Here is a 26,911-nt window from a genome sequence, read left to right on the forward strand (position 1 = left end):
CTGGTCGGAGGGCTTTACGTGTACTTGGTGCGGGCGGTGGCCACCTGGGAGAGCACCTGCTGGAGGATCTGGCTGCCGGGCGGCACGAGCGACGGCTCGTACGTCCAGGCGTGACCCACCCACGGGTCGGCGAGGTGATCGTCCGCCACCGGCGTCAGTCGCAGCAGGGAACGCCACAGCGGGTCGAGCAAAGGCCCGTACCCGGAGGACTGCTCCCGGTCGGCCGCCATCATCAGGTGGACACCGAAGGCGGGGCCCTCGTCGGCGAGGTAGCGCAGCTGGTTCACGGCACGGTCGTCGAAGCCGTGCGGGAAGTCGTTGACGATCAGGAGTTGCTGGGAGGTGTCGAAGCCGGGCGGGAGGGAATCGGCGGCGCCGCCCCGGACCGCCATCTGCACCAGGTCGACCCTCTGGGTGAGCCGTCCCAGCACGTCCGCCACCCCGGCGGCGCCGAGGGCGGGCGGCGCCGCGAGCACACCCGTCTGCACGAGGGGCACCAGCGCCTGCGCCCCCGAACCGGCCGGGTCGATGACGTGGACGGTGAACTCGCCCGCCGGATAGGCGGCCAGCAACCGGGCCGCGTGCGCGACCGCCGTCTCCATGGCGAGACGGGTCATGGTGTGGGAATCGGTGAAGGAACCGTCGGACGATCCGGCCGCTCCGCTGTCGATCCACAGCCCCCGCTCCAACGGCAGCCGGACCAGCATCGGGATGCGGACCCGGTCGGCCTCCGGGAGGTGGAGATCGCCCAGGCGCAGGGCCATGGGGATCTCCATCGGCACCCGGTAGCCGTGCCACACGGGGTTGTCCCAGCGGGCGTACGCCGGTGGCAGGGCGGGTTCGACGACGTCGGCCTCGGCTGCGAGCTGGGCCAGGTCCCGGTCCAGCGCCTCCCGGGCCTGGGCGACGAGCTCGGCGTGCCGGGCGCGGGCCGCCTCGCGGGCGGCGTCGCCCTGCCCGCCGATCCGGCTGCGCGGGTCGGAGAGAACCTGCTCCAGCTCCTTGTCCATGCGGGACTCGGCGAAGTCGACGGCACTGCGGTAGGCGGCGGTCGTGCGGGCCAGGTCCTCGAACATGCCCCAGACCTGGTTGTAGAGCCGCTCCTCCATGGACCAGCCGGTCGCGTCGCCCGCGACGGGCTGGGCAGGCTGCCCGGGCGCGGCCGGGGGCGCGGTCGGCGGGGGCGGCGGCGGTGCGGCGTTCCGGCGGCGTGGGTGGCTGTAGTCGATCGGGCCGCCGGCCGTCGGCGCGGACGGCTGGGTCACGGCGTCGGGGTCCGGTGCGGCGGCGGGATACGACGGCTGCTGGGGTGCGGGCCGGCCGGGATGACCCGGCTGCCCAGGACCGCCGGACTGCCCGGGTCCGCCGGACGTCTGCCCTCCGTAGGGGGGCGGCGGTGGAACGGGGCCGGTCTGAGGTGCGGTGCCGCCCTGGTCCGGGCCGAGGGCGGGTGCCGCTGCCTGACGGGAACGGTCGCCGTCCCCCGCACGCGGTGGGGGCGCCTGCACGGAGCGGGCCAGCCCTTGGGCCACCGCGTCGTTGATGCTCCCGGCGAGCTGGTGGGCCGACGACAGGCCCTGGTCGGTGAGGAGTTCGGCGAGGCCGCCCTCGTAGCCCTGGCCGACGGCGCGCACCTTCCAGGCGCCCTGCCGGCGGTAGAGCTCGAGGGCGACGACGGCCGACTCGGCCTCCAGGCCGGTGATGGTGTAGCTGGCGATCTCCTCGCCGTCGAGGCCGGTGACCGCGACGAAGGGGGCCGCCACCGCGGCGAAACGGACGGGGCCCGTCCCGCCGACGGGCAGGGCGAGCAGCACGCTGACCCGGTGGACGGTCTCGGGCACGGCGTCGAGGTCCACCGCGAGACGGTGGTCGGCGGCGGCCTGCCGTGAGACCTCGAGACCCGGCTGGGTGGGTGCGCCCGGATGGGCCACCCACTCCACGCCGTGGATCCGGCCGTTCTCGTCGCCGAGTGCCGCCGCGGCCACGATCGGTGTGCCGGCCGAGATCCGGACCTCCAGGCGGGCCTGGGAGAGCGGGTGGTTCTGCCCCCGCACCAGCTCGGCCGTCATCGCCTTCGTCCCCCTGTGTCGTTGTGTGGTGTCGGGTGCTGCTCGCCGGGCCCGCCGGTCCGGGCCCGGGTGTGCTCAGAGCACCGGCAGGATCGCCGGCATCAGGTCCTGGAAGGTGCGCCCGTTGGCCGGGTTGCCCAGGGCCGTCATCGTCCAGCCCTGACCCGCGCGGTGGACCTTGGCCATGATCTGGGCCGTGTACTGGCCGCCGCCGGCGAGCGTGTAGCGGGCGAGCTCCTGGCCGTTGGTCTCGTCGACCAGACGGCAGAACGCGTTCTGCACTTCCTGGAAGGTCTGCCCCGTGAAGGAGTTCACGGTGAAGACGATCTGGTCGATGTGGACCGGGACCCGCGCGAGGTCGACGAGGATCGCCTCGTCGTCGCCGCCCTGGCCGACGCCGCCGACGAGGTTGTCACCGGTGTGGCGCACGGAGCCGTCGTCGCTCACGAGGTGGCGGAAGAAGACGACGTCGACCGGCTGCTTGTCCGCGAACAGGACGGCGGAGGCGTCGAGGTCGATCTCCCGCGTGCGCGAGCCGAACAGGCCGCGCCGGGGAGCCGCCTGCCAGCCGAGACCCATGCGAACCGCAGTCAGGCTGCCGCCGTCGTTCTTCTGCAGACTGATGGCCTGACCCTTGGTCATGTTGACGGTCACGCGCTGATTCCCCTCTCGAATTCCCCTGTTGCCGCGTGCTCGCGGTTGACCAGAACCCTACGCAGGGGCACTGACAGCGACGTACCCCGGTCCGCACTTTGTGTCGGTCTTGCAACACTGCGCGTACGCGGCAGGCTGTCAGGCCAGGCCTGCCTCCTTCATCTGGCGCAGCTCCTTCTTCATCTCGGAGACCTCGTCGCGCAGCCGGGCCGCGATCTCGAACTGGAGCTCGGCGGCGGCAGCCCGCATCCGAGCGGTCAGCTCCTCGATCTGCCCGGCCAGTTCGGCCGCCGGACGGTCGGTCGGCGCGGTCTCGGCGGCCTTGCCCTTGCCCTTGGCGGACTTGGCGCTGCCGGCCGCCTTGCCGAGGGAGGGCACGGGCGCCTTGGTGCCCCCGCCGTCCTTCTTGGCCTTGCGGTAGCCCGAGCCGAGCAGCTGCTCCGTGTCGATGTCCTCGCGGGCGATCTGGGCGACGATGTCGTTGATCTTCTTGCGCAGCGGCTGGGGGTCGATGCCCCGCTCCGTGTTGTACGCGATCTGCTTCTCGCGGCGCCGGTTGGTCTCCTCGATGGCCTTCTCCATGGCCGGGGTGATCTTGTCGGCGTACATGTGGACCTGGCCGGAGACGTTGCGCGCGGCGCGGCCTATGGTCTGGATGAGGGAGGTGCCGGAGCGGAGGAAACCCTCCTTGTCGGCGTCCAGGATCGCCACCAGGGACACCTCGGGCAGGTCGAGGCCCTCGCGCAGGAGGTTGATGCCGACAAGCACGTCGTACTCGCCGGCTCGCAGTTCACGCAGCAGCTCCACGCGGCGCAGGGTGTCGACGTCGCTGTGCAGGTAGCGCACCTGGATGCCCAGTTCGAGGAAGTAGTCCGTGAGGTCCTCGGCCATCTTCTTGGTGAGCGTGGTGACCAGGACGCGCTCGTCCTTCTCGGTGCGCTGGCGGATCTCGTGCACCAGGTCGTCGATCTGGCCCTCGGTGGGCTTGACGACGACTTCCGGGTCGACGAGGCCGGTGGGGCGGATGATCTGCTCGACGAAGCCGTCCGAGCGGGACATCTCGTATGTGCCCGGGGTGGCGGAGAGGTAGACCGTCTGGCCGATGCGTTCCTGGAACTCCTCCCACTTCAGGGGACGGTTGTCCAGGGCGGAGGGCAGCCGGAAGCCGTGCTCGACGAGGGTGCGCTTGCGGGAGGCGTCGCCCTCGTACATCGCGCCGATCTGCGGGACGGTGACGTGGGACTCGTCGATGACGAGGAGGAAGTCGTCCGGGAAGTAGTCCAGCAGGGTGTTGGGCGGGGAGCCGGGCGAGCGGCCGTCGAAGTGCATCGAGTAGTTCTCCACGCCGGAGCAGCTGCCGATCTGGCGCAGCATCTCGATGTCGTACGTGGTCCGCATGCGCAGGCGCTGGGCTTCCAGCAGCTTGCCCTGCTTCTCCAGCTCGGTCAGGCGCTCGGCCAGTTCCTTCTCGATGTCGTTGACGGCCCGCTCCAGGCGCTCGGGGCCCGCGACGTAGTGGGAGGCCGGGAACACGTAGAGCTGCTGGTCGTCGCTGATGATCTCGCCGGTGACCGGGTGCAGGGTGGACAGGGCCTCGATCTCGTCGCCGAACATCTCGATGCGGACGGCCAGCTCCTCGTAGACCGGGAAGATCTCGATGGTGTCGCCGCGGACGCGGAAGGTGCCGCGGGTGAACGCAAGGTCGTTTCGCGTGTACTGGATGTCCACGAAGCGGCGCAGCAGATCATCACGGTCGATCTCCTCGCCGACCTTGAGCGGGACCATGCGGTCCACGTACTCCTGCGGGGTGCCCAGGCCGTAGATGCAGGAGACCGACGCGACCACGACGACGTCCCGCCGGGTGAGCAGGGAGTTGGTCGCGGAGTGGCGCAGCCGCTCGACCTCCTCGTTGATCGAGGAGTCCTTCTCGATGTAGGTGTCCGACTGCGGGACGTACGCCTCGGGCTGGTAGTAGTCGTAGTACGAGACGAAGTACTCGACGGCGTTGTTCGGGAGCAGCTCGCGGAACTCGTTCGCCAGCTGGGCGGCCAGCGTCTTGTTCGGCGCCATCACGAGCGTGGGGCGCTGGAGCTTCTCGATCATCCACGCGGTGGTGGCGGACTTGCCGGTGCCGGTCGCGCCGAGCAGCACGACGTCCTTCTCGCCCGCCTCGATGCGCCGGGCGAGCTCGGCGATGGCCGTGGGCTGATCGCCGTTGGGCTGGTAGGGGCTGACGACCTCGAAGGGCGCCACCGTGCGTTCGATCTTTGAAACGGGCCGCATGGGATCCACCGTACGACTCCGCACTGACAATGGGCTCTGATCAGCGGTTCTGCGGGGTGCGGGACCCTCGGGGCTCCACGGTGCGGCGGGGGCGGAACCGCAGCCGGCGAGCGGAGTGACGGACGTGGGTGTGGGCGGGGACGCCGGGCTTGGGCTCGACGGGGACGACGGGGGGCTTCCCCATGACCATCAGCGGATCGAACATGACCACCACCGCGGCGAGGAGCAGAAAGGCGAGCGGGCCGATCAGCATGGGCGCCAGCAGAGTCGCCGGCGAGTCCCCCGTGGCGGGTTCGGCCGTGCCGTGCAGGTGGACGCTGAGGGCGGCCATGCCGGTGTAGTGCATCCCGCTGACCGCGAGCCCCATGACGAGGCTGGCGCCCACGCTCCACAGGAAGCCCCTGACCTGCCCGGCGGCCCACAGTGCGGCGGTGGCGGCGCCCATGGCGATGGCGACGGAGATGCCCACGGTGACGGTGTTGTAGTCCAGTTTTCCGTCCAGGCTCATGCTGGCCATACCCAGGTAGTGCATCGACGCGATGCCCAGGCCCGTGATGGTGCCGCCGGTGAACAGCGCCGTACCGCGCGCACCTTTGTAGCCGACGATGAAGATCCCGATGCCCACCATGATGATCGCGACGGCGAGGCTCGCGAACGTCATCGCCTTGTCGTAGTGGATCGGGGTGCCGCGGACCTTGAACCCCATCATGGCGACGAAGTGCATGGTCCATATGCCGGAGCCGATGGCGGCGGAGCCGAGGGCGAGCCAGCCGGGGCGCCAGGACTGGGCGACGAGCATGGATCTCGTGGTGCAGCGCAGGCCCAGCGCGCCGCCGAGGCAGGCCATGAAGTAGGCCACCAGGGGTGTGACCAGGCCGTAGCTGAATCCGTCGACCGTGCCCTGCATGCGCGGCTGCCCTTCCCGCCCTCGTACGTCCCGGAATTCCTGATGTGCGCCCCCTCCCAGGACCGCAGGAGCGGTCAGGGTTGACGCAGAGAGTATGACCCCCACCGGAATGGTCGAACGACTTTCCGGCAAAGAAACACGGCCTTGCCTCAGTTGTGCGTTATCAGTGAGCGGAGTTGGGTCCTCTCCGTTCAACGTGTGGCCATCCTGCACCCCCCTCGTGTTGACCCTCTGCTGTCACAGTTGTGCTGTCTGTGATGTCGCCGTTCGTTCGTCGCGAGGAGTACGCATGCACGCGCGCGCTGTTGCCGCCTCGACCACCGCACTCCTGGGTACTGCCGCCCTGCTGTTCCCCCTCTCCCCCGCGCATGCCGCGGAAGGCGGCGCGGCGCCGCTGGTCATCGCGCACCGGGGCGCCTCCGCCTACGCGCCCGAGAACACCCTGGCCGCGGTGGACAGGGCGGCGGAGCTGGGCATCCGCTGGGTGGAGAACGACGTGCAGCGGACCAGGGACGGTGAGCTGGTCGTCATTCACGACGACAACCTGCGGCGCACCACCGACGCCGAGGAGGTCTTCCCCGGCCGGGCTCCTTGGAAGGTGAAGGACTTCACCGCAGCGGAGATCGCCCGGCTGGACGCGGGCAGCTGGTTCGGGCCCTCGTACGCGGGCGCGCGCGTGCCGACGTTGGAGCAGTTCGTGCGCCGCTTGGACCGTCACCGTCAGAAGCTGCTCCTGGAGATCAAGAATCCGAAGCTGTACCCGGGCATCGAGCGGCAGACGCTGAAGGTCCTCAGCAACGAGGGCTGGCTCGACCGGTCGCATCGGGCGCGCCGGCTGATCGTGCAGAGTTTCAGCGCGAACAGCGTGCGGACGGTGCACCAGCTGAAGCCCGGCGTGAAGACGGCCCTCCTGGGGACGCCGCCGGTGTCGGACCTGCTCACGTACGCCCAGTTCGCCGACCAGATCAACCCCTCGCACAGCTCGCTCTCCCCGGCGTACGTGTCCTCCGTACGGGCGTTCGACGGGCCGCACGGCAAGCCGATGGAGGTCTTCGCCTGGACGGTCGACGACGCGAGGACGGCCCGGCGGGTCGCCCGGTACGGGGTCGACGGGATCATCACCAACAGGCCGGACGTGGTGCGCAAGGCGGTGGGCGGCTGATCCGGCGTCCCGGCCGGACGGCGTTGTCAGTGGCGGGTCCTACTGTGGGCGCATGGACAGCCGAGAGCAGGTCGGGCCGCGGGTCGTCTGGGCGGTCGTCGAGAGCGGGATCGGGCCGTTGCTGCTGGCCGCAAGCCGGGACGGCCTGGTCAACGTGGTGTTCCACGCCACGGACGCGGTACGGGAGCGGGCCGTCGAGCGGTTGGCGTCGCGGCTGGGCTCCGAGCCCGTCGAGGCGCCCGGCTCCCCGCTGCTGGCCGAGGCGATACGCCAGGTCGAGGCGTACCTCGGGGGCGAGCGGCGGGACTTCGACCTGCCGCTGGACTGGTCGCTGATCTCCGGCTTCAACCGGGAGGTCCTGCGCGAACTGGCCTCGGGCGTGCCGTACGGCACGGTCGTCGGATACGGCGACCTGGCAGGGCGGGTCGGCCAGCCGGGCGCCGCCCAGGCCGTGGGCATGGCGATGGGATCGAATCCGCTGCCGGTGGTGGTGCCCTGTCACCGGGTCGTCGAGAGCGACGGCGGCATCGGCGGTTTCGGGGGCGGACTGGAGACCAAGCGGAGGCTGCTCGCCCTGGAAGGTGTGCTTCCGGAGCCGCTCTTCTAGGAAGCGGGCCCGGTCAGTCGTAATGCCGGGCCTCGAAGACGTTGCCGTCCGGGTCCCGGAAGTAGAAGCTGCGGGTGGCCTGGCCCTGGGCTCCGAACGAGCCGTGCGCGAGGTCCGACACCGGCACGGAGCGCTCCTGGAGACGGCTGAGAAGGGCGTCGAAGTCGCCGCGGGTCAGGGACAGGCAGACGTGGTTGACCGGGTGCCCCGCGCTGTCGGCGGAGCCGGGCAGCATCGTCATGCGCTCCGCGTGGCTCAGCGGCATGAGGTCGAGGATGGTCTCGCCGTTGACGCGCACGGAGGGGAACGGCGCCTCACCCGCAGCGAATTCCGCGAGCCGGAGCGTTTCCATGCCGACGGCCTTCTCGTAGAAGTCGGCGGCTGCGAGCGGGTCGCGCGCCCAGAGGACGACGTGGTCGAGACGTGGCGTGTGATCGGTCATGTACCCCAGGCTCGTGACCACTCCGCCGGCCCGCAAGGGTTTGGCCCGGTCCGCCGCTCGCCAGAGATGAGGGAAGACGACTGACCGACTGACAGGAGGCAGGCGCGTGGTGCTGGTGGTGTCCGACGAAGTGCGGGAGGCGATCGACGCGCGCCGGCCCGTCGTGGCCCTGGAGTCCACGATCATCGCCCACGGGCTTCCACGGCCGCGGAACCTCCAGGTGGCCCTGGAGCTGGAGGCGGCCGTGCGGCAGGAGGGCGCGGTGCCCGCCACGATCGCCGTGCTGGACGGGCGTCCTTGTGTGGGCCTGGACAAGGAGCAGCTGGAGCGGGTCGCGAACGAGGACGGCATTCGCAAGCTCGGCCACCGTGACCTGCCGCTCGCGGTGGCGTCCGGGGCCAGCGGGGCGACCACGGTGTCGGCGACGGCGCTGCTGGCGGCGCTTGCGGGCGTGCGGGTCTTCGCGACGGGTGGGCTCGGCGGGGTGCACCGGGAGTGGACGGTGACGCAGGACGAGTCGGCCGACCTGGGGCTGCTGGCGCGTACGCGCATCACAGTGGTGTGTGCCGGGGTGAAGTCGATCCTGGACGTGCCGGCGACTCTCCAGCGGCTGGAGACGCTGGGTGTCGCCGTGGCCGGGTACGGCACCGGCCGGTTCCCCGGCTTCTACCTCTCCGACTCCGGGCATCCGGTGGACTGGACGTTGGAGACGCCGGAGCAGGTGGCGGACGTCATGCGGGCGCAGGACGCACTCGGCGGGCCGGAATCGGCGCTGATCGTCGCCAATCCCGTGCCCGAGGAGGAGCAGCTCGATCCGGAGCTGCACGCGCGCGTGCTGGCGGACGCGCTGCACGCGTGCGAGGCGGAGGGGGTCACCGGCCAGGCGGTCACGCCGTTCCTGCTGGACTATCTGGTGCGGCACACGGACGGCGCGTCCCTCGGCGCCAACCTGGCCGCCGTCCGGGGGAACGTACGCCTGGCAGCGAGGATCGCGGCGGCCCGGGCCCGGGGATGACCACGGCCGGCGGCACGGGGCGGGAAGGTCCGGCGGGCTCCGGGAGTACGGACTTCGGGGGTACCGGATCCGGGCGGTCGGGCTACAGGAGTACGGGTTACGGGGGCACCGGCTCCGGGAGCACGGGCTACGGGGGCACCGGCTCCCGGAGTACGCCTCCCGGAGGCCGGGGTGTGGCGGTGGGCCCGGGGTTGCTGGTCGTCGGGGACGTCATCACGGACGTCGTCGCACGGCACGCCGGGCCGCTCGCGGCCGGCACGGACACTGCTGCCTCGATCCGGACCGTGGCCGGCGGGGCGGGCGCCAACGTGGCGTGCTGGGCGGCCCACCGGGGAGCCGCGGACGTGCGGTTGCTCGGGCGGGTCGGGGCGGACGCGGCCGCCTGGCACGAACGGGAGCTGGTCGCCCAGGGGGTGCGTCCGCAGCTCGTCGTCGACCCGCTGGTGCCGACCGGCACGGTGATCTGCGTGGTCGACGGCGGCGCCTCGGCGGAGCGGACGTTCCTCACCGACGGGGGCGCGTCGGTGCGGCTCGGACCCGCCGACTGGTCGGACGCGCTGCTCGACGACGTGGCCCGGGTCCACCTCTCGGGCTACCTGCTGTTCTCCGAGCCCGGCCGGGCTCTGGTGACGTTGGCCCTCGACGCCGCACGCGCGCGTGGGGTGCCGGTGAGCATGGACCCCGCTTCTGCCGGCTTCCTCGCGGAGCTGGGCGCCGAGCGGTTCCTGTCGCTCGTCGAGGGCGTGGACCTATTGCTGCCGAGCCGGGACGAGGCGTGCCTGCTGACGGGTCTGGCGGACGCGGCCGAGGCTGCGGCCGAGCTGAGTCTGCGCGTGCCGCTGGTCGTCGCCAAGCAGGGTCACGAGGGGGCACTCGTGGCCCGCTCGGGAAAGGTGAGTGCCCGCGTTCCGGCCGTGCCGGCGACGCCGCGGGACACCACGGGGGCCGGTGACGCCTTCACCGGCGCGTTCCTCGCCGCCCTGCTGGCGGGTGCCGGGCCGGAGGACGCCGCGGCGGAGGGCTGCCGGGCGGGTGCGCGAGCGGTGGAGTGGGTGGGCGGCAGACCACCCGTGCCGGACTGACCACGTCACCGGACGGAGCCACCTCGCCTGACGGGCCACCCCACCGGACGGAGCCACCTCGCCTGACGGGCCACCCCACCTGACGAAGCCACCTCGCCAGACGGGCCACCCCACCTGACGAAGCCACCTCGCCTGACGGGCTACCCCACCTGACGAAGCCACCTCGCCAGACGGGCCACCTCGCGCGCCCCGGCTACTGCTTGCGTCCCCACGCCGAGATCATCGGTGCCGTCGCCAGATCGAGCGCACCGGACGTGACGTTCTCCAGGTGCCGGTCGATGTCCTGGTCGGTGGCGAGGCCGGCCGTCACGAGCTGGTCGCGGATCTGACGGATCGTGACGGACTCCAGCGCCGCGCAGGCCGGCGAGGCGAGGGGGAAATGAGCTTCGGCGTGGACCCCGGTCAGCCCGGCGTCCCGCAGCAGCCGCGGCAGGGTGCGGCCGCGGGGCAGATCGGTCCCACGGTCGGCGAGCAGTCTGCGGAAACCCTGCCGCAGCCGGTTCGCGAGCTGCTGCTCGGGGCCGTGCTCGTCGGGGCAGACAAGGGGCTGCAGGGCGGGATCGGCGTCCTCGACGAGGAGGCGCCCGCCGGGACGCAGCGCCTTGATCATGGACCGCAGAGCCCGTTCCCGATCGGTCACGTGGACGAGGGCGATGCGGGCGTGCACCAGGTCGAAGCCCTCCCCCGGCGGCTCCTGCGCGTCGAGGTCGTGGGCCCGCACTTCGACGGGGGGCCGGGCCGCGACAGCAAGCCGTGAGGCGTCGGTGTCGGTGGCGACGATGCGGCCGGTCGGGCCGACCTTCTTGGCCAGCCAGGACACCACCGTGGTGCCCGCGCCGACCTCCCAGCACCGCCAGCCGGATCCGATGCCGAGCGCTTCGAGGTGCCGGAACGTCGTGGGATCGAAGAGAGCGGCGAAGGCGCTGAAGTGTTCCGCCGCTCCGGTCTGCCGGTTGTCCAGGAGGTGCCCGTCGGTTCGCGTCATGCCGCGATCATCCCATTTATCCGACTTACCCGTACTCGTTGACGCTCCGGCACGGCCACCCGCGGGGGAGGCTTCCGCGGCGGAGAAGCGCGACGTCCGGGCCCGACCGAGAACCGCCCGGCCCGGGCATGCGTCGATACGGCAGAGATACGACAGAACGGCGGAGCCGTGGCGTCGGCGCGCGGTTCGTCCACAGCCCGGAACCAAGCGGAACGAGTCGTTCTCACAGGCTGACCCGCAGCTCATGCGGGCCTGGCAGACTGGCCCGCCAAGGCGCAGGAACGGCGCGAGAAGTTCCACGCAAGGAGAGCCGGATGTCCATGGCAGGGAATCTGCGGAAGGTCACGAGCCTCGGCGGGGTCGGTGGCCTTCGCAAGGTGGCCAGGCTGGCCCGGCGGCGCCCGCGCGTCGACCTGAGTCACCCGGCCCGGTCCCCGCTGGGTTCCTCCGTGGTGAACTGCGTGACCTACCGGGAAGGCGTCCGCACCCCCGCGGGCGGCGACCTGGTGGACACCGTGGAGCGGGTGCGCAAGAGCCGGGAGGGCTTCGTCTGGCTCGGTCTGCACGAGCCCACCGACCAGGAGTTCGCGGGCATCGCCGAGCTCTTCGACCTGCACCCACTGGCCGTCGAGGACGCGATCGAGGCCCACCAGCGCCCCAAGCTGGAGCGCTACGGCGAGACGCTCTTCGCCGTGTTCAAGACGGTCTGTTATGTCGAGCACGAGGAGCTGACGGCCACCAGCGAAGTGGTGAACACCGGCGAGATCATGGTGTTCGTCGGCGCTGACTTCGTGATCACGGTGCGGCACGGCCGGCACGGCTCACTGGGCCCGCTGCGCGAGGAACTGGAGTCCGATCCCGGCCAGCTCGCCAAGGGCCCCTCGGCGGTCCTGCACGCACTCGCGGACCATGTGGTCGACGACTACCTGACGGTCACGGACTCGGTGCAGGCGGACATCGACCAGGTCGAGACGGATGTGTTCTCGGAGTCCGGAGCGCGGACCGACCCGGGGCGCATCTACCAGCTCAAGCGTGAACTCCTCGAACTGAAGCGGGCGGTGGTGCCGCTCAGCCGGCCGCTGGAAGATCTCGCCACCCGGCCGATCCGTGCGGTCGATCCGGAGATACAGGCGTACTTCCGTGACGTCTCGGACCATCTGCTGCGGGCCAAGGAGCAGATCGCCGCCTTCGACGAACTGCTCAACTCGATCCTCCAGGCGCACCTCGCGCAGGTCACGGTCGCGCAGAACGAGGACATGCGGAAGATCACCGCGTGGGCCGCGATCGTCGCCGTGCCGACGATGGTCTGCGGGGTCTACGGCATGAACTTCGACCACATGCCGGAGCTGCACTGGCGATACGGCTATGGCATGGTCATCGGCGTCATATCCGTCGCGTGCCTCGCCCTGTACCGGGGGTTCCGCCGGAGCGGCTGGCTCTGAGGCGGGCCGGGCCCGCCTGCGGGGGGATCCCCGAGCGGTCAGCGCATCGCGGGTCGTCCAGTGCCTGGCGATCAGTGCTTGCCGGTCAGTGCATGGCGGTCGTGGAGTAGACGCTCTCCGCCCAGGAGGCGATCTGGTCCTGCGCGAGATGCCGGGCGAGGTCGGCTTCACTGATCATGCCGACCAGGCGCTTGTCCCGGATCACGGGCAGCCGGCGGATCTGGTGCTCCCGCATCTCGCGGAGCACCTCGCCTACATCGGCGTCCGCCTCGATCCAGCGGGGCGTGCCCTTGGCCATCTCACCCGCGGTGATCCTGGCGGGGTCGTGGCCCATGGCGACGCAGCCGACCACGATGTCGCGGTCGGTGAGGATGCCGCAGAGCCGCTCGTTCTCGTCGCTGATGGGCAGGGCTCCGACGTTCAGCTCGCGCATGAGCTGGGCGGCGCGGTCGAGTGTCTCGTGGGCGGGGATCCACTGGGCGCCGCGGTGCATGATGTCTCCGGCGGTGGTCATGAAGTACCTCCCGGTGCCGGACGGCCGGCGCGGAGCGGGACGCACCGCGAGTCCCGGTGTCCCTCATTCTCGTCGCGCCACCGGACGCCCGCACACGCAAGCGGGGCTGCCCACCGGCGGTACCGACACCGGCCCTGTCTCAGCCGCCCCACGCGGGATGGCGCGGATCGTCGGCCCGCACCAGGACGTCCGCCGTCTCCACCGGGTCCGTCTCGTGCTCGTAGCGCTCGAAGGCCGTAAGGGTCCAGTGCTCGGTCTCGGGTGTGCGGCGGCGCAGGGCGCCCCGGGAGAGGAGGACGTGGACGCTCAGATCGAAGGGGAACCAGTGCCGAAGGAGGAAGGGGCCGTGCAACAACAGAACGCCGCCGGGAGGGAGTGCGACGTACGGACTGCGGGTCGCGCGGTCGGCGGCCGGGTCCCACAGGTCGGGCAGGACACGGCCGTTGCCGTCGGCTTCGAGCGGGCCGAACACCTCACGCCACAGGGCGCCCGTGTCGTACCAGCCGCTGTAATAGGCCTCGACGTCCTGGTGCCCGTACTCCAGCCGAACCGAGGCGGGGCGCAGGAAGCCCTCCGTGCCCACGACGAGCGAGGAGCGGCCGCGTATGCGAAGCGCCTCACAGACGCGGTGGGCGAGGTCTCCGGGGCGGGCGGCCGGGGCGCCGTCGAAGGCGATGCGCGGCCAGGGGCTGCCGTCGGCGGGTTTCAGATCGAGCAGGCGCTCGGCGAGCCGGTCGCTGAGCCGGTCCCAGGTGATCGCTTCGAGTCGCACACGGCCCATGATGCGTCAGGCCGGGACCGAAGGTGTCTCGCCGGACCACAGGGGCCACAAGGACCACCTGCACCACCGGCACGCCTCCGACAGGCCTATCTGCACCATGCCCGTCTGCACCACCAGGCCCGTCTGGATCGCCGCGATCGCCGGGATCGCCCGGATCCGTCACGTCCTGCGCACTTCGCGCCACCGTGACGGGGAATGAACTGGTCATGGTCCCCCGCGCCTCGCTCCCGCCCCACACCGGGCTTCTCGTCTTCCAGCCCCTCAAACGGCGGCACTGCGGCGAGTGCCGACGCGGGCCGCTGCCGCTCCTGGCCTTGGAGGACGGCGCCCCGCGCTGCCTCGACTGCGCCGACCTCGCCCATCTGGTGTTCCTGCCGAGCGGCGACACCGCGCTGACCCGCAGATCGCGGGCGGAGAGCGTGCTGTCGGCGGTGGTCGTGCGGTTCAACCGGCGCAAGAGCCGGTACGAGCGACAGGGCGTCCTGGTCGAGGAGGCGGCGCTCGCGCGGGCCGAGCAGCGCTGCCTCGCGGACGCCGAGGCGAGACGGCGACGCCGGGTGCGGGACGCGCGGCGACGGGCGGAGCAGGACGCCCTGTTCGCCCAGGCGTTCGCCGTGGAGATACTCCGGCTCTTCCCCGGGTGCCCGGCCGACCGGGCACGGGCCATCGCCCTGCACGCCTCGGAACGGGGCAGCGGGCGGGTGGGCCGCAGCGCGGCGGGACGTGCGCTGACCGAGAGTGCGGTCACCTCGGCGGTCGTGGCGTCCGTAAGGCACCTGGACACGCCGTACGACCGGCTGTTGATGAGCGGCGTGCCGCGGCACGAGGCGCGGCGGCGGATCGCGGCGGCGGTGGCGACGGTGCTGAGCGGGTGGACCGAGGCAGGGCTCGATTCCGCGGGGTGACCTGACACCCCCGGGACGCGGTGCCGCCCTGCGTCCGCCCCACCCACCGTTCCACGGACGACGGACGACGGGCCAAGGACGACGGACGACCGACGACGGGGCAAGGGCGACGGACGACCGACGACGGGCGATGGGCGATCGGCGGGCGAAAGGCTGACGGATCGTTCGGCGGAGCGTGCGGACACGGCCGGCCGCCCCGTGGGGCCTGGACGTCTGCTCATGGTCCCGCGCCGCTCGGTCATGGTCACGGTGCTCGTACGGAATTTCACTTGTGGTGAGGAAGGGTGCCGGGCAGGATCCCGGCTCGACGGGCGGGAGAGGGACATGATCGACGGACCGTACTTCGTGCTGACGGTGCTGGGCGTGCTCGGGACCGGCCTGGTGGCCGGGGTGTTCTGCGGGTTTTCGACCTTCGTCATGCGGGGCCTCGGCATGCTGCCGCCCGCGCAGGGGGTCGCCGCGATGAAGGCGATCAACGTGGCCGCGGTGACTCCGCCGTTCATGATGGTGTTCCTCGGGTCTGCCGCACTGTGTGCGGTGATCGCCGTGGTGACGTTCGTGCTGTGGCCGGACGAGGGGACGGTGGAGCTGCTGGTGGGCAGCGCCCTGTACCTGTTCGGATCGTTCGGCCTGACCATGGTCGCGAACGTGCCCCGCAACGACGAGCTGGCAGGCCTCGACCCGGACACCCCGGAAGCGGCGGCGTACTGGCAGGTGTACCTGCGCGAATGGACGCTGTGGAACCACGTCCGCACTGCCGCCTCAGCCGGGGCGGCACTGGCGTACGTGCTGGCGCTCACCTGATCCCGGCGGCCGGCCCACCGCCCGTGCCCCGCGCGACGGGCACCGGCCCGGAGGCGGACGTATCGTGGCCAGAAGCCATACGCGCACGCAAGGAAGACGGCCATGGCCGATCCCAAGGGTTTCATGACCACACCCCGCCAGGACTGGCCGCGCAGGCCGGTCGAGGAACGGACGCGGGACTGGGACGAGGTCTATGTCCCCGGTGCGCTGCTGCCGATCATCAGCAAGCAGGCCGGCCGTTGCATGGACTGCGGCATCCCCTTCTGTCACGACGCGTGCCCGCTGGGCAACCTGATCCCCGAGTGGAACGACCTGGTCTCCAGGGAGGACTGGCGGGCGGCCTCCGACCGGCTGCACGCCACGAACAACTTCCCGGAGTTCACCGGCCGCCTGTGCCCCGCTCCGTGTGAGGCGGGATGTGTGCTGGCGATCAACCAGCCGGCCGTCACCATCAAGAACGTCGAGTGCGCTGTCGCCGACCGGGCCATGGAGGAGGGCTTCGCGCCGCCGCGGCCGCCGGAACGGCTGTCCGGCAAGACAGTCGCGGTGATCGGCTCGGGCCCGACCGGGCTGGCCGCGGCCCAGCAGCTGACGCGGGCCGGGCACACGGTCGCCGTGTACGAGAGGGACGACCGGCTCGGCGGGCTCATGCGGTACGGCATCCCCGCGTTCAAAATGGAGAAGCACCATCTGGAGCGGCGGCTGGAGCAGATGCGTGCCGAGGGAACGAAGTTCAGGACCTCGACCGCCGTCGGGCGGGACATCGGGGCCGAGGAGCTGCGAACCCGTTACGACGCCGTGGTGCTCGCCACCGGGGCGACCGCGTGGCGTGAACTGCAGGTGCCGGGGCGGGAGCTGACGGGCATCCACCAGGCGATGGAGTACCTGCCGCTGGCCAACCGGGTCCGTGAGGGTGACATGGAGTCGTCTCCGCTGTCGGCCGCGGGGAAGCACGTGGTCATCGTCGGCGGCGGTGACACCGGGGCGGACTGCCTGGGTACGGCGGTACGGGAGGGCGCGGCGTCCGTGACCCAGCTGGACATCTACGCGCTGCCGGAGGCGGAGCGCGACGAGGACACCGAGCCCTGGCCGACGTACCCGATGCGGGTCTACCGGCTGTCCGCCGCCCACGAGGAGGCCCGGGATCTGCGGACCGCCCCGGTCGCGCACGCGGACGCGCGGCTGTTCGCTGCGTCCACGCTGCGCTTCGACGGTGACGCGCGCGGGCGGGTGCGGTCGCTGCACCTGGTCGAGGTGGACGCGCGGCGCCGCCCGGTGGAAGGCACCGGGCGGACGCTTCCTGCCGACCTCGTGCTGCTCGCCCTCGGCTTCTCCGGGCTCGACCGCGAGGACGGGCTCGTGGACCAACTGGGACTGGACCTGGAGCCCCGCGGGACGATCGCGCGGGACTCCGGTTTCGCCACGAACGTGCCTGGCGTGTTCGCCGCGGGGGACGCGGCCCGGGGGCAGTCGCTCATCGTGTGGGCGATCGCCGAGGGGCGGGCGGTGGCGGCCGCCGTCGACCGCCATCTGACGGGCAGTTCGCGACTCCCGGCGCCGATCGGCCCGTACGACCGACCCATGGCGGTGTAACGCACGCCCCCAGCCGCCTCGGCCGCCCAGCCACTCGGGCGCTCAGCCACTCGGCCGCTCGGCCGCTCAGCCGCCCAGCCGCCCAGGCATCACCGCTCGTCCGTCCCCGCTACTTTCGCCGTCGACAGCGCAACCCGGTTCCACGTGTTGATCGCGCAGATCAGAGCGAGGACCTGGGCGAGTTCCCGCTCGTCGAACCGTGCGGCCGCCTGCGCGTAGACGTCGTCCGGGACGCCGGCGTCGGCGACGAGGGTCAGCGCGTCCGTGAGGGCGAGGGCCGCCTGCTCCCGCTCGGTGAAGAAGTGGCGGGCCTCGCGCCACACGGCGACCATGTGCAGCCGGTCCTCGCTCTCGCCGGCCTTGCGGGCGTCGGCGGTGTGCATGTGGAGGCAGTACGCGCAGTGGTTGAGGTGCGAGGAGCGGATCTGGATCAGTTCGACGAGGGCCGGGTCGAGGCCCTCGCGTGCGGCGGCGTCGAAGGCGATGAGGGCCCGGAAGGCCTTCGGGGCCGAGGTGCCGAAGTTCAGCCGGTTCGCGGCCACTTGGGTTCCGTTCGTGCTCGTGTTCGTCGTCATGCTCTTCAACCTACGAGCCATAAAGACCCGCTGTATGGTGCATTTCCATGGTGGATTCGTGGGTCAATTCGGCGGAGCGGATCGGGTCCGACCTGCATCTGGAGCTGACCGGGCCGGGCGGTCGCCGGGCGGCGCTGATCCGGGCCCTGCGCGAGGCCGTCCGCAGTGGCCGGCTCGCTCCGGGCACCCGGCTGCCGCCGTACCGCTCGCTCGCGGCGGACCTCGGTGTCGCCCGCAACACGGTGGCGGACGCCTACGCGGAGCTCGTGGCCGAGGGCTGGCTCAGCGCACGGCAGGGCTCGGGAACGCGGGTCGCGAAGCGTGCGGAGCCGTTGCGGCCGGCCGCTCGCGTGCCCGTGACGGCACCTCCACGGGCGCGTGGCCCCCGGCACGACCTGACACAGGGCACCCCGGACGCCTCGGCGTTCCCGCGCACCGCCTGGCTGACCTCCTACCGGCGGGCCCTGCAGCAGGCACCCAACGAGGTGTTCGGGCCGGGCGACCCCGCAGGGCGGCTGGAACTGCGGGAGGTGCTCACGGAGTACCTGGCACGCGCGCGGGGCGTGCGGACCGCGCCGGACCGGATCGTGATCTGTTCCGGTTTCGCGCACGCGCTGCGGCTGCTGTTCGGCGGTGGCGTCCTGCGCGGGCCTCTGGCGGTGGAGGCGTACGGGCTCGGGTTCCACCGGGAGGTCCTGGCCGCGGCCGCAGTGCGGACCGTGCCGCTGCCCCTCGACGAACACGGCGCCCGGGTGGACCGGCTGGGGCGGGAGCGGGCGGTGCTGCTCACGCCGGCGCACCAGTTCCCGACCGGCGGTCCGCTGCACCCCACGCGCCGGACCGCCGTGATCGACTGGGCGCGCGCACGGGGCGGGTTGGTCCTGGAGGACGACTACGACGGCGAGTTCCGCTACGACCGCAAGCCGGTCGGCGCCGTGCAGGGGCTCGACCCGGAGCACGTGATCCACATCGGCTCGGTGAGCAAGAGCCTGTCACCGGCGGTGCGGCTGGGCTGGATGGTGCTGCCGCAGCGGTACGTCGGCGCCGTGCTGGACGCCAAGGGCGAGCGCGAGGCGTGGGCCAGCGTCCTCGACCAGTTGGGCCTGGCGGACTTCATCGGCTCGGGGGCGTACGACCGGCATGTGCGACGGATGCGGCAGCGTTACCGCGGCCGCCGGGACCGGCTGGTCGCGGCGCTCGCCGAGCACGCGCCGCACATCGCGGCCACCGGTGTCGCGGCCGGACTGCACGCGGTGCTGCGGCTGCCGCCCGGCACCGAGGCGTCGGCGGTCAAAGCAGCCGCCTGGCAGGGCGTCGCCCTCGACGGTCTCGCCGCGTTCCGGCATCCGGAGACGGACATGCCGGTGCACGACGGGCTGGTCGTGGGCTACGCGACCCCGTCCGAGCATGCCTACGGGCCGGCCCTGGAGGCACTGTGCGGAGCTCTGCCACCGCCGTGACCGGCCCGAGGCTGAACCCCGGAAGGCCCTCACCCGTTCAAGCACCCGACACGCGTTTCACCAACGTCCCCGGACAGCACACCTACGCCTTGCGCCCGATCGCCCCGTAGCCGGGGATCACCCCGTCGTCCTGTCCGGGCACGCGCTCGCCCAGCTCGGGGTGCCAGCGGTGGGGCACCTCGACACCGGGCTCGACGAGGTCGAGGCCGTCGAAGAAGCGGGTGAACTCCTCGCGGGAGCGCAGGGCCAGCGTGACGCCCGCCGCACGCAGCTTCTCGGTGGCCGCCTTCGACTCCTCCGGAGTGAAGTCGGCGGTCGCGTGGGTCATCACCAGGTAGCTGCCGGAGGGCAGCGCGGCGAGCAGCCGGCGGACCAGGTCGTGGGCGCCCTCCTCGTCGGAGACGAAGTGCAGCAGCGCGACGAGCGACAGCGCGACGGGCCGGGTGAAGTCCAGGACCTTCCTCGCACCCTCCAGGATGGCGTCCGGGTCGCGCACGTCGGCCTGGAGGTACTCGGTCACGCCCTCGTCCGCGCCACGCAGCAGGGCCGCCGCGTGGGCGAGGACGATCGGGTCGTTGTCGCAGTAGACGACCCGGGCTCCGGGTGCGGTCTCCTGGGCGACCTGGTGGAGGTTGGGCTCGGTGGGGATGCCGGTGCCGATGTCGAGGAACTGCCGTACGCCGTCGCGGGCCAGCCAGCGCGTGGCCCGGTGCATGAACGCGCGGTTGACCCGCGCCATCACCGGCACCCTCGGGTCGAGGGTGAGCATCTGCCGGCCCATCTCCTCGTCGACCGGGTAGTTGTCCTTGCCGCCGAGGTACCAGTCGTACATCCGCGCGGGATGGGGTCTGGTCGTGTCGATCTGGGCGGCCGGCGTGGGGTTCTGCCCGGTCATGAGGCACTCCGTAGGGCACAGGGGGCGGTCAATTCAGCACCACTGTAGGAAAGTTGAGCGAGAACAACCGCAGGACGGGAACAACACGACCCCAAGGACGGCGGCCGTTGCTCAGGACAGCAGGAAGTCCGCCTGCCCCGACTTCGCCCCCTCGATGAAGGCCGTCATCTCGTCGGTGGTGTAGATCAGCGCCGGACCGTCCGGGTCGGTGGACTGACGGAGGGCGATCCGGCCGTCGGCGAGTTTCATCGCCTCCAGGCAGTTGCCTCCGTTTCCGCCGCTCCACGGCTTGTGCCAGCCTTCGCTGCCCAAGTCACGCGCGGGCATGCCGTTGTAGACCTGTTTGCGCGGCTTGATGCGATCCATTCACAGCTCCTTGCGGAGATCCCGGAGGATCTCCTTCGTGCGATGTGCCGTAGCGGCCTGCGCCGCCATGCGGTCCATGACCTCGAGGTGGGTCGCCACTTCGGCGCGCGCGTCGAGATAGACCGCGCCGGTCAGGTACTCGCTGTAGACCATGTCCGGCAGTTCGGGCACGGCGAATCGGAACAGCACGAACGGCCCGTACGTACCCGGGTGCGGCCCGTTGGCGAACGGGGCGACCTGGAGTGTCACGTTGTGCAGCTGCGTGGCGTCGAGCAGTTTGTCGATCTGGGCCCGCATCACCTCCGGGCCGCCGGCCGGGCGCCGCAGCGCGGTCTCCTCCATCACGACCCACAGCCGGGGCGCGTCCTCGCGGGTGAGCAGGTCCTGGCGCCGCATGCGCAGGGCGACGTGGCGCTCGATGTCGTCGGGCCGGGTCTGGCCGATGGCGCCCGACCGGAGCACCGCGCGCGCGTACTCCTCGGTCTGCAGCAGCCCGGGGACGAAATGGGGTTCATAACTGCGGATGACGCTGGCCGCACCCTCGAGGCTCACGTACATCGAGAACCAGCCGGGCAGGATGTCGTGGAAACGCTGCCACCAGCCGGGCCTGTTGGCCTCCTCGGCCAGCCGGACGAAGTCCTCGGACTCCTCGTCGGAGATTCCGTAGGCCTTGAGGAGCAGTTGCAGATAGGGGATTTTGAGCGCGACCTCGGCCATCTCCATGCGGCGGACCGTGGCAGGGGCGACGCGGAGGATGCGCGCGGCCTCCTCACGCTTCATCCCGGCGCTTTCCCTCAGGTCCAACAGGCGGCGGCCGAGGACGACCTGACCGACCGTCGGTGCGGACCGCGGTTCACTCACGCTCCACCTCCAGGAAGAGTTCTGACGAGCCGGTCACAAAAGAACGCCGACAGCCCGGCGGCGCCATTCGAGGACGTTTCCGAAGAGCCGATCCGAACAAACGTTTCGAACTGACCTTCGACGATCTCAACTGGCGCCGCGCGGGGTGCTGTTGCGAGCAGTGTGCCATGGCCTTCCAGACCGTCACACAGCACTCTGCAATTTTCAGAGTGACACTTGCCAAGTGTTCATGGCACGGCGATAGTGGCAAGCGTGATTCCGTCCGCGCCCTTAGGAACAGACGCCGCGCGAGCCCCGATCGGGCTCGGCGCCGCCACGGGAGAGGTCCCCCTCGGGGCCGCTGCCGAGCGCCGGTTCCGTTTCGAGCTGGCCGCACATCCGGGTTCTCCGGCACAGGCCAGACGCCTGACGCGAGCCCGGCTGACGGGCTGGTCGGTGTGCGAGGACACGTGCGACAGCGCGGCCCTGGTGGTGTCCGAGCTGGTCACCAACGCCATCGTGCACACGGCGAGCACCCACATAGTGTGCGAGCTGCACGACGGCGACGACCTGGTGCGGATAGCCGTGCGCGACGAAGGCTGCGCTCCCGGCCAGCCCCACGCCGCGAGCCGGACACAGCCCGAGGAGGAGCACGGGAGGGGACTGCTCCTCGTCGACGCCCTCTGCAGGTCCTGGGGCGCCCAGGAGGACGGCCCCGGGCTGCTGGTCTGGGCCGAGCTGCCGCGTGCGGCGGAGATCCCGCACGATCGGACCGAGCCCCGGGGCGACCTGGGCTGGGGCACCCGTCCCAAGCGGGACCCGTCCGACGACTCCGACGACGGCGCCCACCAGGCACGTCATACGCGCGCGACCCCGGAAGTGCCCCGGCAGGAGCGCCGCCGAGAGCGGGGACACGCGTGAGCCCCGCACCGGGAGGCCGCGTGCTGAACCTGGACACGCTGCTGCGCGTCCGCCGCGGGCTGCGGACACCCGGCCCGGCGCTGCGGCTGCCCGTACCCGACGGCATGACGGCCCCGCTCGGCTGCGACGCAATCGCCGTCCCCGCCCGCCTCGGCCCGCCGGTCATGCCGCGGCTGCCCCGTGTGGGCTGCGTCTACGCCGACGAGACGCACTGGTGGTGGCTGGTGCCGTCCGACTCCGACCACGCCCTGGAGTGGCCCGCCCCGGCGCGCTACGTCACCGGCGCGGTCGTCCCGGACCTGCTGGAGCTCCCGGAGCTGATCCACCGCCCGGACGGCACCCTTCCGTACACCCCGCCGATCCCCCTCTATCTGGCCCTGTGCCGCGCGACGGGGACGGCGCCGTCCTGGTCGCGTCCGGTCAGCGCGTAAGCGAAGCCGACCTGTTCGGGCAAGCCGGCCTCAAGCCCGGTCCGCGGTGAGCGCGACCGATGTCCGGAGAACCGCACAGCACACCGGCACACACTGCACAGCACACCGGCGCACACCCGCAAGTCACACCGGCGCGCACCCGCACAGCACACCAGCGCGCACCCGACCGCGCCCGCCGCGGCCCACCCACGGCTCGGGCTCACCCCCCACACTCCTCCTCCGCGCCCCTGGCCCGTCGTATCCCGCAGCGCGGCGGCCCGCCGAAGAGCAGCCGCTCCGCCACCCACACCACGCCGCACCCCCGCGCCACCCCGCACCTCTCCCGGCCCGGTCGTGCGCCCGCGCGCCTCCGGCGCCCCGGGCTGCGCCCTGCCCGGGCCGGTGCCCGCCCCGCGATAGTGGCCGTTCGTTCAGCAGCGGGCCCGAGCGGGGGAGGTCGGTCGACCGTGGGAAAGAAGCGGACCGCGCCGGAGGTGTCCGAGTCGGAGCGGCTGCTCTTCGGCGGACCGCTGCGCTACGACATGGGGTGGAACAGCCACGCCGACGCGTTCCTCGAGCTGAGCTTCCGCGCCATGATCACCCGGCTGCCGTCCCTGCTCGCGGCCAGCCTCCGGCTCGCCCGGCAGGCGGACCGGAGCGCCGCGCGGATCGTGCTGGCCGCCGAGGCCGGCCGGGGTGTCGCACAGGCGGTGAGCCTGCTCGCGGTGAACAGCGTCCTGGCCCGGCTGATGGGCGGCGGCCCGATCGACGACCGTCTGCGCGGAGCGGTCCCCGCCCTGGTCACGGTCGCGGCCGTGATGTTCCTCGCCGCCCTGCTGCGGGCCGCGAGCACCTACGCCACCGGCCGGCTGGAGCCCAAGGTCGAGCGTGTGGCGACCGAGCGCTACCTGGAGCGGGCCGCGGCGGTGGAGCTGGCCGCGATCGAGGACCATGCCTTCCACAAGCTGCTGGACACCGCGCAGTACGGCGCGGCCTCCGCGCGCCGGATGATCTCCTACGGTACCCGCGTGATCAACGCGATGATCTCGCTGGTCGCGGCGGCGGGCGTGCTCACCGTTCTGCACCCCGCCCTGCTGCCGCTGCTGGTCACGATGACCCTGCCGAGTGCCTGGAGCGCGCTGACTGTCGCCCGGCGGCGCTACGAGTCCTTCCACGCCTGGGTGCAGCACGCCCGTGCGGGTCGGCTGCTCGGCAGCCTGCTCATCGAGCCCGAGGCGGCTCCCGAGATCCGGGTGCACGGGGTGGGGTCCTTTCTGTTGCGGCACTTCCGCGCGATGTCGGAGACGGCCGAGGCGGAGCAGGCCCGGCTGGCGAGGCTCGCCGCGCGCACCGGTCTGATCGCCGCGGCGTGGACGGGCCTGGCCACGGTGGCCACGTACGCGACGCTGGGCGGACTGCTGCTGGCGGGCGCGATGGCCCTGTCGGTGGCGGGTACGGCCGTGATCGCGATCCGGACCGGGTCGCAGAGCCTCGACACGCTCGTGGTGGAGGTCAACGCGCTGCACGAGGAGGCGCTCTTCGTCGGCGACCTGCACCGGCTGTACACCGAGGCGGACCAGTGGGCGATCCCGGCGGGCGGCGCACCGCTGCCGGAGGATCCGCGCGAGATCCGCTTCGAGAACGTCACCTTCCGCTACCCGGGCGAGTCCGCCCGCCCCGCCCTCGACGACGTGACGCTCACCCTGCCGCTGGGCCGCATCGTGGCACTGGTCGGTGAGAACGGCTCAGGCAAGACGACCCTGGTGAAGCTGCTCGCCGGGCTCTACACCCCGGAGCGGGGACGGATCCTGTGGGACGACGTGGACGCGGCGACCGCCGACCGGCGTCTGCTGGCCGAACGGATCGCGATGGTGGCCCAGGACTTCAAGCGATGGCCGTTCACGGCCCGGGTGAACGTCGCGCTGGGGCGCCCCTCGGTGCCCGTGTGCGAGGACCGGCTGGCCGCGTCGGTCGCCGAGGCCGGGGCGCAGACGGTGATCGCGGACCTGCCGCGCGGGCTGGACACCCTGCTCGCCCGCAACTTCAGCGGCGGGCACGAGTTGTCGGGCGGCCAATGGCAGCGGCTCGGCATCGCCCGGGCGGCCTACCGCAGGGGCCGCATCCTGATCGTGGACGAACCGACCGCGGCCCTGGACGCCCGGGCCGAGCTGGAGGTCTTCGAGCGGATCCGGGCCCTGGCCGACAGCGGCCAGACGGTCGTGCTGATCACGCACCGGCTGGCGTCCGTACGGCACGCGGATCTGGTGCACGTCCTGGACCAGGGCCGGCTCGTGGAGTCGGGAACACCGGACGAGCTGCTGACGACCGGTGGGCTCTACGCCGAGCTGTACGCGCTCCAGGCGGAGCAGTTCGCCTCGTCGCCCGCGCCGGCCGGGAAGGTGCCGGCGCCGAAGGCGGGCTGACGGCGCGCGTCAGGCCGTGGCGTCGGCCGCGTCCCCGCTGCGCACGATCACCAGGAACATGTCCGAGGCGAGGTCCATGACGACCTCGGCGGGCAGGCCCTCGCTGCGCCGTGCCTGCGCGAACTCCTCCGCAGGCCAGGAGCCTCGCGGCCCACCTGCGGGAAAGCGCTCGAGCACCGTTCGCCCGTTCACCCTGCACCTCCATGTCGCGCTGTACTCGTAGAGTTAAACGCCAACCATGGGGTGAACGGCTCGCGAAGTGACGGTTCTGAGACGTACTCGACACGCGTTCACCGCTTAGTGTGACCAACTTCTCAGCCTCTTGGCGCATGTGTTCACTTTCCGTATCAGTCGTCGCACGAATCGTGATACCGGAAGTGCTCATGCCTCACAGGCGCATCACAGCCGACGCGCGCCCCTCGGGTGCTCTGTGTGCCGACAGGTGTCGTACTGCTGGATGCCATGGCCGTGGCCGCGGTCGACGAGCGCGGGCAGCCGCTCCTCCAGTTCCCGGACCACCGTCGGCACGTCGATCGTGAGCAGTTCCCGGTCGTGCATGAGGATCCGCCTGTCGACGATCGTGGTGCGGACGTCGGCGGAACGGGCGCTGTGCACGAGGGTGGCGGCGACATCGTGGACCGGACGGGTGTGGGGTCCCGTGAGGTCGACCAGGACGATGTCCGCCTTCCGGCCCGGCGCGATGCTGCCGATGTCGTCCCCGAGTCCCACGGGCCGGGCGCTCTGCAGGGTGGCTGGTGCAGAGCCTGGCGGGAGGTCAGCCGGCGGGGATCGCCCTCGGCCGCCTTCTGCACCAGGGCGGTGAGGGTCATGGACTCCCACACGTCGAGGTTGTTGTTGGAGGCGGCGCCTTCGGTGGCGAGTCCGACGTCGACGCCGATGTCGCGCAGGGCGCACTGGTGTGGTGCCGGGCCAGGCGAACTCGAGGTAGCCGCGGGGCGCGCCGGCGACGGCCGTACGACCGCCCGCCCGCTCCAGGACGGGCAGATCGCGGTCGGTGATGCCGGTGCCGTGGGCGAGGAGTACGTCCGCGGCCAGGATGCCGGTGCGTTCCAGGACCTCGATCGGCGTGACGCCGTGGCGGGCCACGCTGGCCTCGGTCTGGTCGCGGTTCTCGGCGGCGTGGGTAGTGACCGCTCCCGGCCTTCGGGGCCCTGCGACGAGAAGAAGGCCTCCCCGAGCAGCGCCCGCATGCCGGTTTCCGCGAACGCCCGGGCGACGGTGTCCATGGCGAAGCAGTGGTCGGCGAAGCAGGTGACGCCCGCGCGGATCATCTCGGCGCAGGCGAGCGCGCCCCCAACTAGACGTCCGTGGCCGTGAGGTTGGACTCGACGGGCCAGACGACGTCGTTGAACCACGCGTCGGTCGGCAGGTCCTCGGCGAGGCCGCGCAGGGCGACCATCGAGGCGTGCGTGTGGCAGTTGATCAGGCCGGGCAGGGCGACCTGGCCGGGGGCGTCGATGCGCTCGGCGGCGGGCAGGTCCGCTGCCTCGGCGGTGGTCGTGACCGCCTCGACGAGGCCGTTCCGTACGACAATCGCGGAGTCCTCCGCGAACCCGATCCGCTCTTGATCGTCGTGCACGAGGACCGTACATGCGCTGATGATGAGCTCGGCGGGACTGTCCGCGGCGGAAGGCGTCACCACGCCAACGTACGACGGTGTCGTAGGGCGGCATGAGCCGGACCGCATATCCCGTCACGGCTCTGTCGCGGGACGGCCCGGGCGCTCATCCTGGCCTCACCACCGCGACTGTCGGC

At 71.8% G+C, this 26,911-nt stretch carries 25 protein-coding genes and 1 pseudogene; 12 read left to right on the plus strand and 14 right to left on the minus strand.

Annotated features, from left to right (window positions below; genetic code table 11):
- Positions 1-14 precede the first annotated feature (14 nt).
- The 4 genes from ACIQU3_RS24030 to ACIQU3_RS24045 all read right to left on the minus strand — a co-directional run bounded on the left by ACIQU3_RS24030 (position 15) and on the right by ACIQU3_RS24045 (position 5,913).
- Complete coding sequence (locus ACIQU3_RS24030) at positions 15-2,069, minus strand: TerD family protein (protein WP_403729898.1); 2,055 nt, start codon at positions 2,067-2,069, stop codon at positions 15-17.
- A gap of 75 nt (positions 2,070-2,144) precedes the next feature.
- Entirely contained in the window at positions 2,145-2,723 is a 579-nt protein-coding gene (locus ACIQU3_RS24035) for a TerD family protein (protein ID WP_234849816.1), read from the minus strand.
- Between the two features lie 138 nt (positions 2,724-2,861).
- Positions 2,862-5,006, minus strand: a complete 2,145-nt coding sequence (uvrB, locus tag ACIQU3_RS24040) for an excinuclease ABC subunit UvrB (protein WP_403729894.1) — start codon at positions 5,004-5,006, stop codon at positions 2,862-2,864.
- A 40-nt stretch (positions 5,007-5,046) separates the two neighbouring features.
- Entirely contained in the window at positions 5,047-5,913 is an 867-nt protein-coding gene (locus ACIQU3_RS24045; protein ID WP_403729891.1) for an MHYT domain-containing protein, read from the minus strand.
- A 289-nt stretch (positions 5,914-6,202) separates the two neighbouring features.
- On the opposite strand from ACIQU3_RS24045, the gene ACIQU3_RS24050 reads away from it, so the two are divergent.
- Both ACIQU3_RS24050 and ACIQU3_RS24055 read left to right on the plus strand, forming a co-directional pair.
- Complete coding sequence (locus ACIQU3_RS24050) at positions 6,203-7,075, plus strand: glycerophosphodiester phosphodiesterase (RefSeq protein WP_403729885.1); 873 nt, start codon at positions 6,203-6,205, stop codon at positions 7,073-7,075.
- A gap of 52 nt (positions 7,076-7,127) precedes the next feature.
- Positions 7,128-7,682, plus strand: a complete 555-nt coding sequence (locus ACIQU3_RS24055) for a methylated-DNA--[protein]-cysteine S-methyltransferase (protein WP_403729882.1) — start codon at positions 7,128-7,130, stop codon at positions 7,680-7,682.
- Positions 7,683-7,695: 13 nt separating this feature from the next.
- Here the strand turns inward: ACIQU3_RS24055 and ACIQU3_RS24060 are convergent, their stop codons facing one another.
- The gene (locus ACIQU3_RS24060) at positions 7,696-8,124 is read right to left on the minus strand and encodes a VOC family protein (RefSeq protein ID WP_403729879.1); all 429 of its coding nucleotides are present in this window, start codon (positions 8,122-8,124) and stop codon (positions 7,696-7,698) included.
- A gap of 106 nt (positions 8,125-8,230) precedes the next feature.
- Between ACIQU3_RS24060 and ACIQU3_RS24065 the strand changes: the two genes are divergently transcribed.
- Together ACIQU3_RS24065 and ACIQU3_RS24070 are read left to right on the plus strand one after the other, a co-directional pair.
- Positions 8,231-9,139: a pseudouridine-5'-phosphate glycosidase gene (locus tag ACIQU3_RS24065; protein ID WP_403729876.1), complete on the plus strand. Its 909-nt coding sequence runs from the start codon at positions 8,231-8,233 to the stop codon at positions 9,137-9,139.
- Positions 9,140-9,312: 173 nt separating this feature from the next.
- On the plus strand, positions 9,313-10,221 hold the full coding sequence (locus ACIQU3_RS24070; protein WP_403729873.1) for a carbohydrate kinase family protein: 909 nt from the start codon (positions 9,313-9,315) through the stop codon (positions 10,219-10,221).
- Between the two features lie 193 nt (positions 10,222-10,414).
- On the opposite strand, the gene ACIQU3_RS24075 is transcribed toward ACIQU3_RS24070, so the two are convergent.
- A complete protein-coding gene (locus tag ACIQU3_RS24075; RefSeq protein ID WP_403729870.1) occupies positions 10,415-11,206 on the minus strand; it encodes a methyltransferase domain-containing protein in 792 nt (263 codons plus the stop codon).
- A gap of 314 nt (positions 11,207-11,520) precedes the next feature.
- Between ACIQU3_RS24075 and ACIQU3_RS24080 the strand changes: the two genes are divergently transcribed.
- The gene (locus ACIQU3_RS24080; RefSeq protein ID WP_403729867.1) at positions 11,521-12,648 is read left to right on the plus strand and encodes a magnesium and cobalt transport protein CorA; all 1,128 of its coding nucleotides are present in this window, start codon (positions 11,521-11,523) and stop codon (positions 12,646-12,648) included.
- An 85-nt stretch (positions 12,649-12,733) separates the two neighbouring features.
- Here the strand turns inward: ACIQU3_RS24080 and ACIQU3_RS24085 are convergent, their stop codons facing one another.
- Both ACIQU3_RS24085 and ACIQU3_RS24090 read right to left on the minus strand, forming a co-directional pair.
- Positions 12,734-13,162, minus strand: coding sequence for a CBS domain-containing protein (locus ACIQU3_RS24085; RefSeq protein WP_403729864.1), 429 nt, complete (start codon positions 13,160-13,162; stop codon positions 12,734-12,736).
- A gap of 139 nt (positions 13,163-13,301) precedes the next feature.
- Complete coding sequence (locus ACIQU3_RS24090) at positions 13,302-13,943, minus strand: uridine kinase (protein ID WP_403927656.1); 642 nt, start codon at positions 13,941-13,943, stop codon at positions 13,302-13,304.
- A 206-nt stretch (positions 13,944-14,149) separates the two neighbouring features.
- Between ACIQU3_RS24090 and ACIQU3_RS24095 the strand changes: the two genes are divergently transcribed.
- From ACIQU3_RS24095 to ACIQU3_RS24105, 3 genes are all read left to right on the plus strand, one after another.
- The gene (locus ACIQU3_RS24095; RefSeq protein ID WP_403927659.1) at positions 14,150-14,848 is read left to right on the plus strand and encodes a DUF2293 domain-containing protein; all 699 of its coding nucleotides are present in this window, start codon (positions 14,150-14,152) and stop codon (positions 14,846-14,848) included.
- 324 nt (positions 14,849-15,172) lie between these two features.
- Positions 15,173-15,652 carry a DUF1772 domain-containing protein gene (locus tag ACIQU3_RS24100; RefSeq protein WP_403927661.1) on the plus strand — a complete coding sequence of 160 codons (480 nt, stop codon included), beginning with the start codon at positions 15,173-15,175 and terminating at the stop codon, positions 15,650-15,652.
- A gap of 102 nt (positions 15,653-15,754) precedes the next feature.
- Positions 15,755-17,245, plus strand: coding sequence for a glutamate synthase subunit beta (locus tag ACIQU3_RS24105; RefSeq protein ID WP_403729844.1), 1,491 nt, complete (start codon positions 15,755-15,757; stop codon positions 17,243-17,245).
- A gap of 89 nt (positions 17,246-17,334) precedes the next feature.
- Here the strand turns inward: ACIQU3_RS24105 and ACIQU3_RS24110 are convergent, their stop codons facing one another.
- Positions 17,335-17,820 (minus strand): carboxymuconolactone decarboxylase family protein, encoded by a 486-nt coding sequence (locus ACIQU3_RS24110; RefSeq protein WP_403729841.1) that lies wholly within the window; start codon positions 17,818-17,820, stop codon positions 17,335-17,337.
- Between the two features lie 47 nt (positions 17,821-17,867).
- On the opposite strand from ACIQU3_RS24110, the gene ACIQU3_RS24115 reads away from it, so the two are divergent.
- Positions 17,868-19,280 (plus strand): PLP-dependent aminotransferase family protein, encoded by a 1,413-nt coding sequence (locus tag ACIQU3_RS24115; RefSeq protein ID WP_403729838.1) that lies wholly within the window; start codon positions 17,868-17,870, stop codon positions 19,278-19,280.
- Between the two features lie 82 nt (positions 19,281-19,362).
- Here ACIQU3_RS24115 and ACIQU3_RS24120 read toward each other — a convergent pair whose 3' ends face one another.
- The 3 genes from ACIQU3_RS24120 to ACIQU3_RS24130 all read right to left on the minus strand — a co-directional run bounded on the left by ACIQU3_RS24120 (position 19,363) and on the right by ACIQU3_RS24130 (position 21,402).
- Complete coding sequence (locus ACIQU3_RS24120; protein ID WP_403927662.1) at positions 19,363-20,175, minus strand: SAM-dependent methyltransferase; 813 nt, start codon at positions 20,173-20,175, stop codon at positions 19,363-19,365.
- A gap of 111 nt (positions 20,176-20,286) precedes the next feature.
- Positions 20,287-20,541 (minus strand): DUF397 domain-containing protein, encoded by a 255-nt coding sequence (locus ACIQU3_RS24125; RefSeq protein WP_403729830.1) that lies wholly within the window; start codon positions 20,539-20,541, stop codon positions 20,287-20,289.
- Positions 20,542-21,402, minus strand: a complete 861-nt coding sequence (locus ACIQU3_RS24130; protein ID WP_403729825.1) for a helix-turn-helix transcriptional regulator — start codon at positions 21,400-21,402, stop codon at positions 20,542-20,544.
- Between the two features lie 243 nt (positions 21,403-21,645).
- Here ACIQU3_RS24130 and ACIQU3_RS24135 point away from each other — a divergent pair, with 243 nt between their 5' ends.
- The 3 genes from ACIQU3_RS24135 (at position 21,646) to ACIQU3_RS24145 (ending at position 25,135) form a co-directional block, all read left to right on the plus strand.
- Positions 21,646-22,302 carry an ATP-binding protein gene (locus ACIQU3_RS24135; protein WP_403729818.1) on the plus strand — a complete coding sequence of 219 codons (657 nt, stop codon included), beginning with the start codon at positions 21,646-21,648 and terminating at the stop codon, positions 22,300-22,302.
- Positions 22,299-22,733 carry a hypothetical protein gene (locus ACIQU3_RS24140; RefSeq protein WP_403729815.1) on the plus strand — a complete coding sequence of 145 codons (435 nt, stop codon included), beginning with the start codon at positions 22,299-22,301 and terminating at the stop codon, positions 22,731-22,733. Before ACIQU3_RS24135 ends, ACIQU3_RS24140 begins: the two co-directional genes overlap by 4 nt.
- A gap of 446 nt (positions 22,734-23,179) precedes the next feature.
- Positions 23,180-25,135 (plus strand): ABC transporter ATP-binding protein, encoded by a 1,956-nt coding sequence (locus tag ACIQU3_RS24145; protein WP_403729807.1) that lies wholly within the window; start codon positions 23,180-23,182, stop codon positions 25,133-25,135.
- Positions 25,136-25,144: 9 nt separating this feature from the next.
- Here ACIQU3_RS24145 and ACIQU3_RS24150 read toward each other — a convergent pair whose 3' ends face one another.
- A complete protein-coding gene (locus ACIQU3_RS24150; protein WP_361116131.1) occupies positions 25,145-25,327 on the minus strand; it encodes a hypothetical protein in 183 nt (60 codons plus the stop codon).
- Positions 25,328-25,534: 207 nt separating this feature from the next.
- Positions 25,535-26,843: pseudogene (locus ACIQU3_RS24155) on the minus strand (amidohydrolase).
- Between the last annotated feature and the right edge of the window lie 68 nt (positions 26,844-26,911).

This window comes from Streptomyces sp. NPDC101110, assembly GCF_044759525.1.
Taxonomy (GTDB): Bacteria; Actinomycetota; Actinomycetes; order Streptomycetales; family Streptomycetaceae; genus Streptomyces.

Excerpts from the sequence above, each read along its gene's own strand:
- ACIQU3_RS24115 (WP_403729838.1), top strand. The coding sequence starts at position 17,868 with ATGGTGGATTCGTGGGTCAATTCGGCGGAGCGGATCGGGTCCGACCTG.
- ACIQU3_RS24045 (WP_403729891.1), bottom strand. The coding sequence starts at position 5,913 with ATGCAGGGCACGGTCGACGGATTCAGCTACGGCCTGGTCACACCCCTG.
- ACIQU3_RS24125 (WP_403729830.1), bottom strand. The coding sequence starts at position 20,541 with ATGGATCGCATCAAGCCGCGCAAACAGGTCTACAACGGCATGCCCGCG.
- ACIQU3_RS24110 (WP_403729841.1), bottom strand. The coding sequence starts at position 17,820 with ATGACGACGAACACGAGCACGAACGGAACCCAAGTGGCCGCGAACCGG.
- ACIQU3_RS24050 (WP_403729885.1), top strand. The coding sequence starts at position 6,203 with ATGCACGCGCGCGCTGTTGCCGCCTCGACCACCGCACTCCTGGGTACT.
- ACIQU3_RS24075 (WP_403729870.1), bottom strand. The coding sequence starts at position 11,206 with ATGACGCGAACCGACGGGCACCTCCTGGACAACCGGCAGACCGGAGCG.
- ACIQU3_RS24055 (WP_403729882.1), top strand. The coding sequence starts at position 7,128 with ATGGACAGCCGAGAGCAGGTCGGGCCGCGGGTCGTCTGGGCGGTCGTC.
- ACIQU3_RS24060 (WP_403729879.1), bottom strand. The coding sequence starts at position 8,124 with ATGACCGATCACACGCCACGTCTCGACCACGTCGTCCTCTGGGCGCGC.
- uvrB (WP_403729894.1), bottom strand. The coding sequence starts at position 5,006 with ATGCGGCCCGTTTCAAAGATCGAACGCACGGTGGCGCCCTTCGAGGTC.
- ACIQU3_RS24100 (WP_403927661.1), top strand. The coding sequence starts at position 15,173 with ATGATCGACGGACCGTACTTCGTGCTGACGGTGCTGGGCGTGCTCGGG.
- ACIQU3_RS24085 (WP_403729864.1), bottom strand. The coding sequence starts at position 13,162 with ATGACCACCGCCGGAGACATCATGCACCGCGGCGCCCAGTGGATCCCC.
- ACIQU3_RS24080 (WP_403729867.1), top strand. The coding sequence starts at position 11,521 with ATGTCCATGGCAGGGAATCTGCGGAAGGTCACGAGCCTCGGCGGGGTC.
- ACIQU3_RS24105 (WP_403729844.1), top strand. The coding sequence starts at position 15,755 with ATGGCCGATCCCAAGGGTTTCATGACCACACCCCGCCAGGACTGGCCG.
- ACIQU3_RS24090 (WP_403927656.1), bottom strand. The coding sequence starts at position 13,943 with ATGGGCCGTGTGCGACTCGAAGCGATCACCTGGGACCGGCTCAGCGAC.
- ACIQU3_RS24030 (WP_403729898.1), bottom strand. The coding sequence starts at position 2,069 with ATGACGGCCGAGCTGGTGCGGGGGCAGAACCACCCGCTCTCCCAGGCC.
- ACIQU3_RS24120 (WP_403927662.1), bottom strand. The coding sequence starts at position 20,175 with ATGACCGGGCAGAACCCCACGCCGGCCGCCCAGATCGACACGACCAGA.
- ACIQU3_RS24095 (WP_403927659.1), top strand. The coding sequence starts at position 14,150 with ATGGTCCCCCGCGCCTCGCTCCCGCCCCACACCGGGCTTCTCGTCTTC.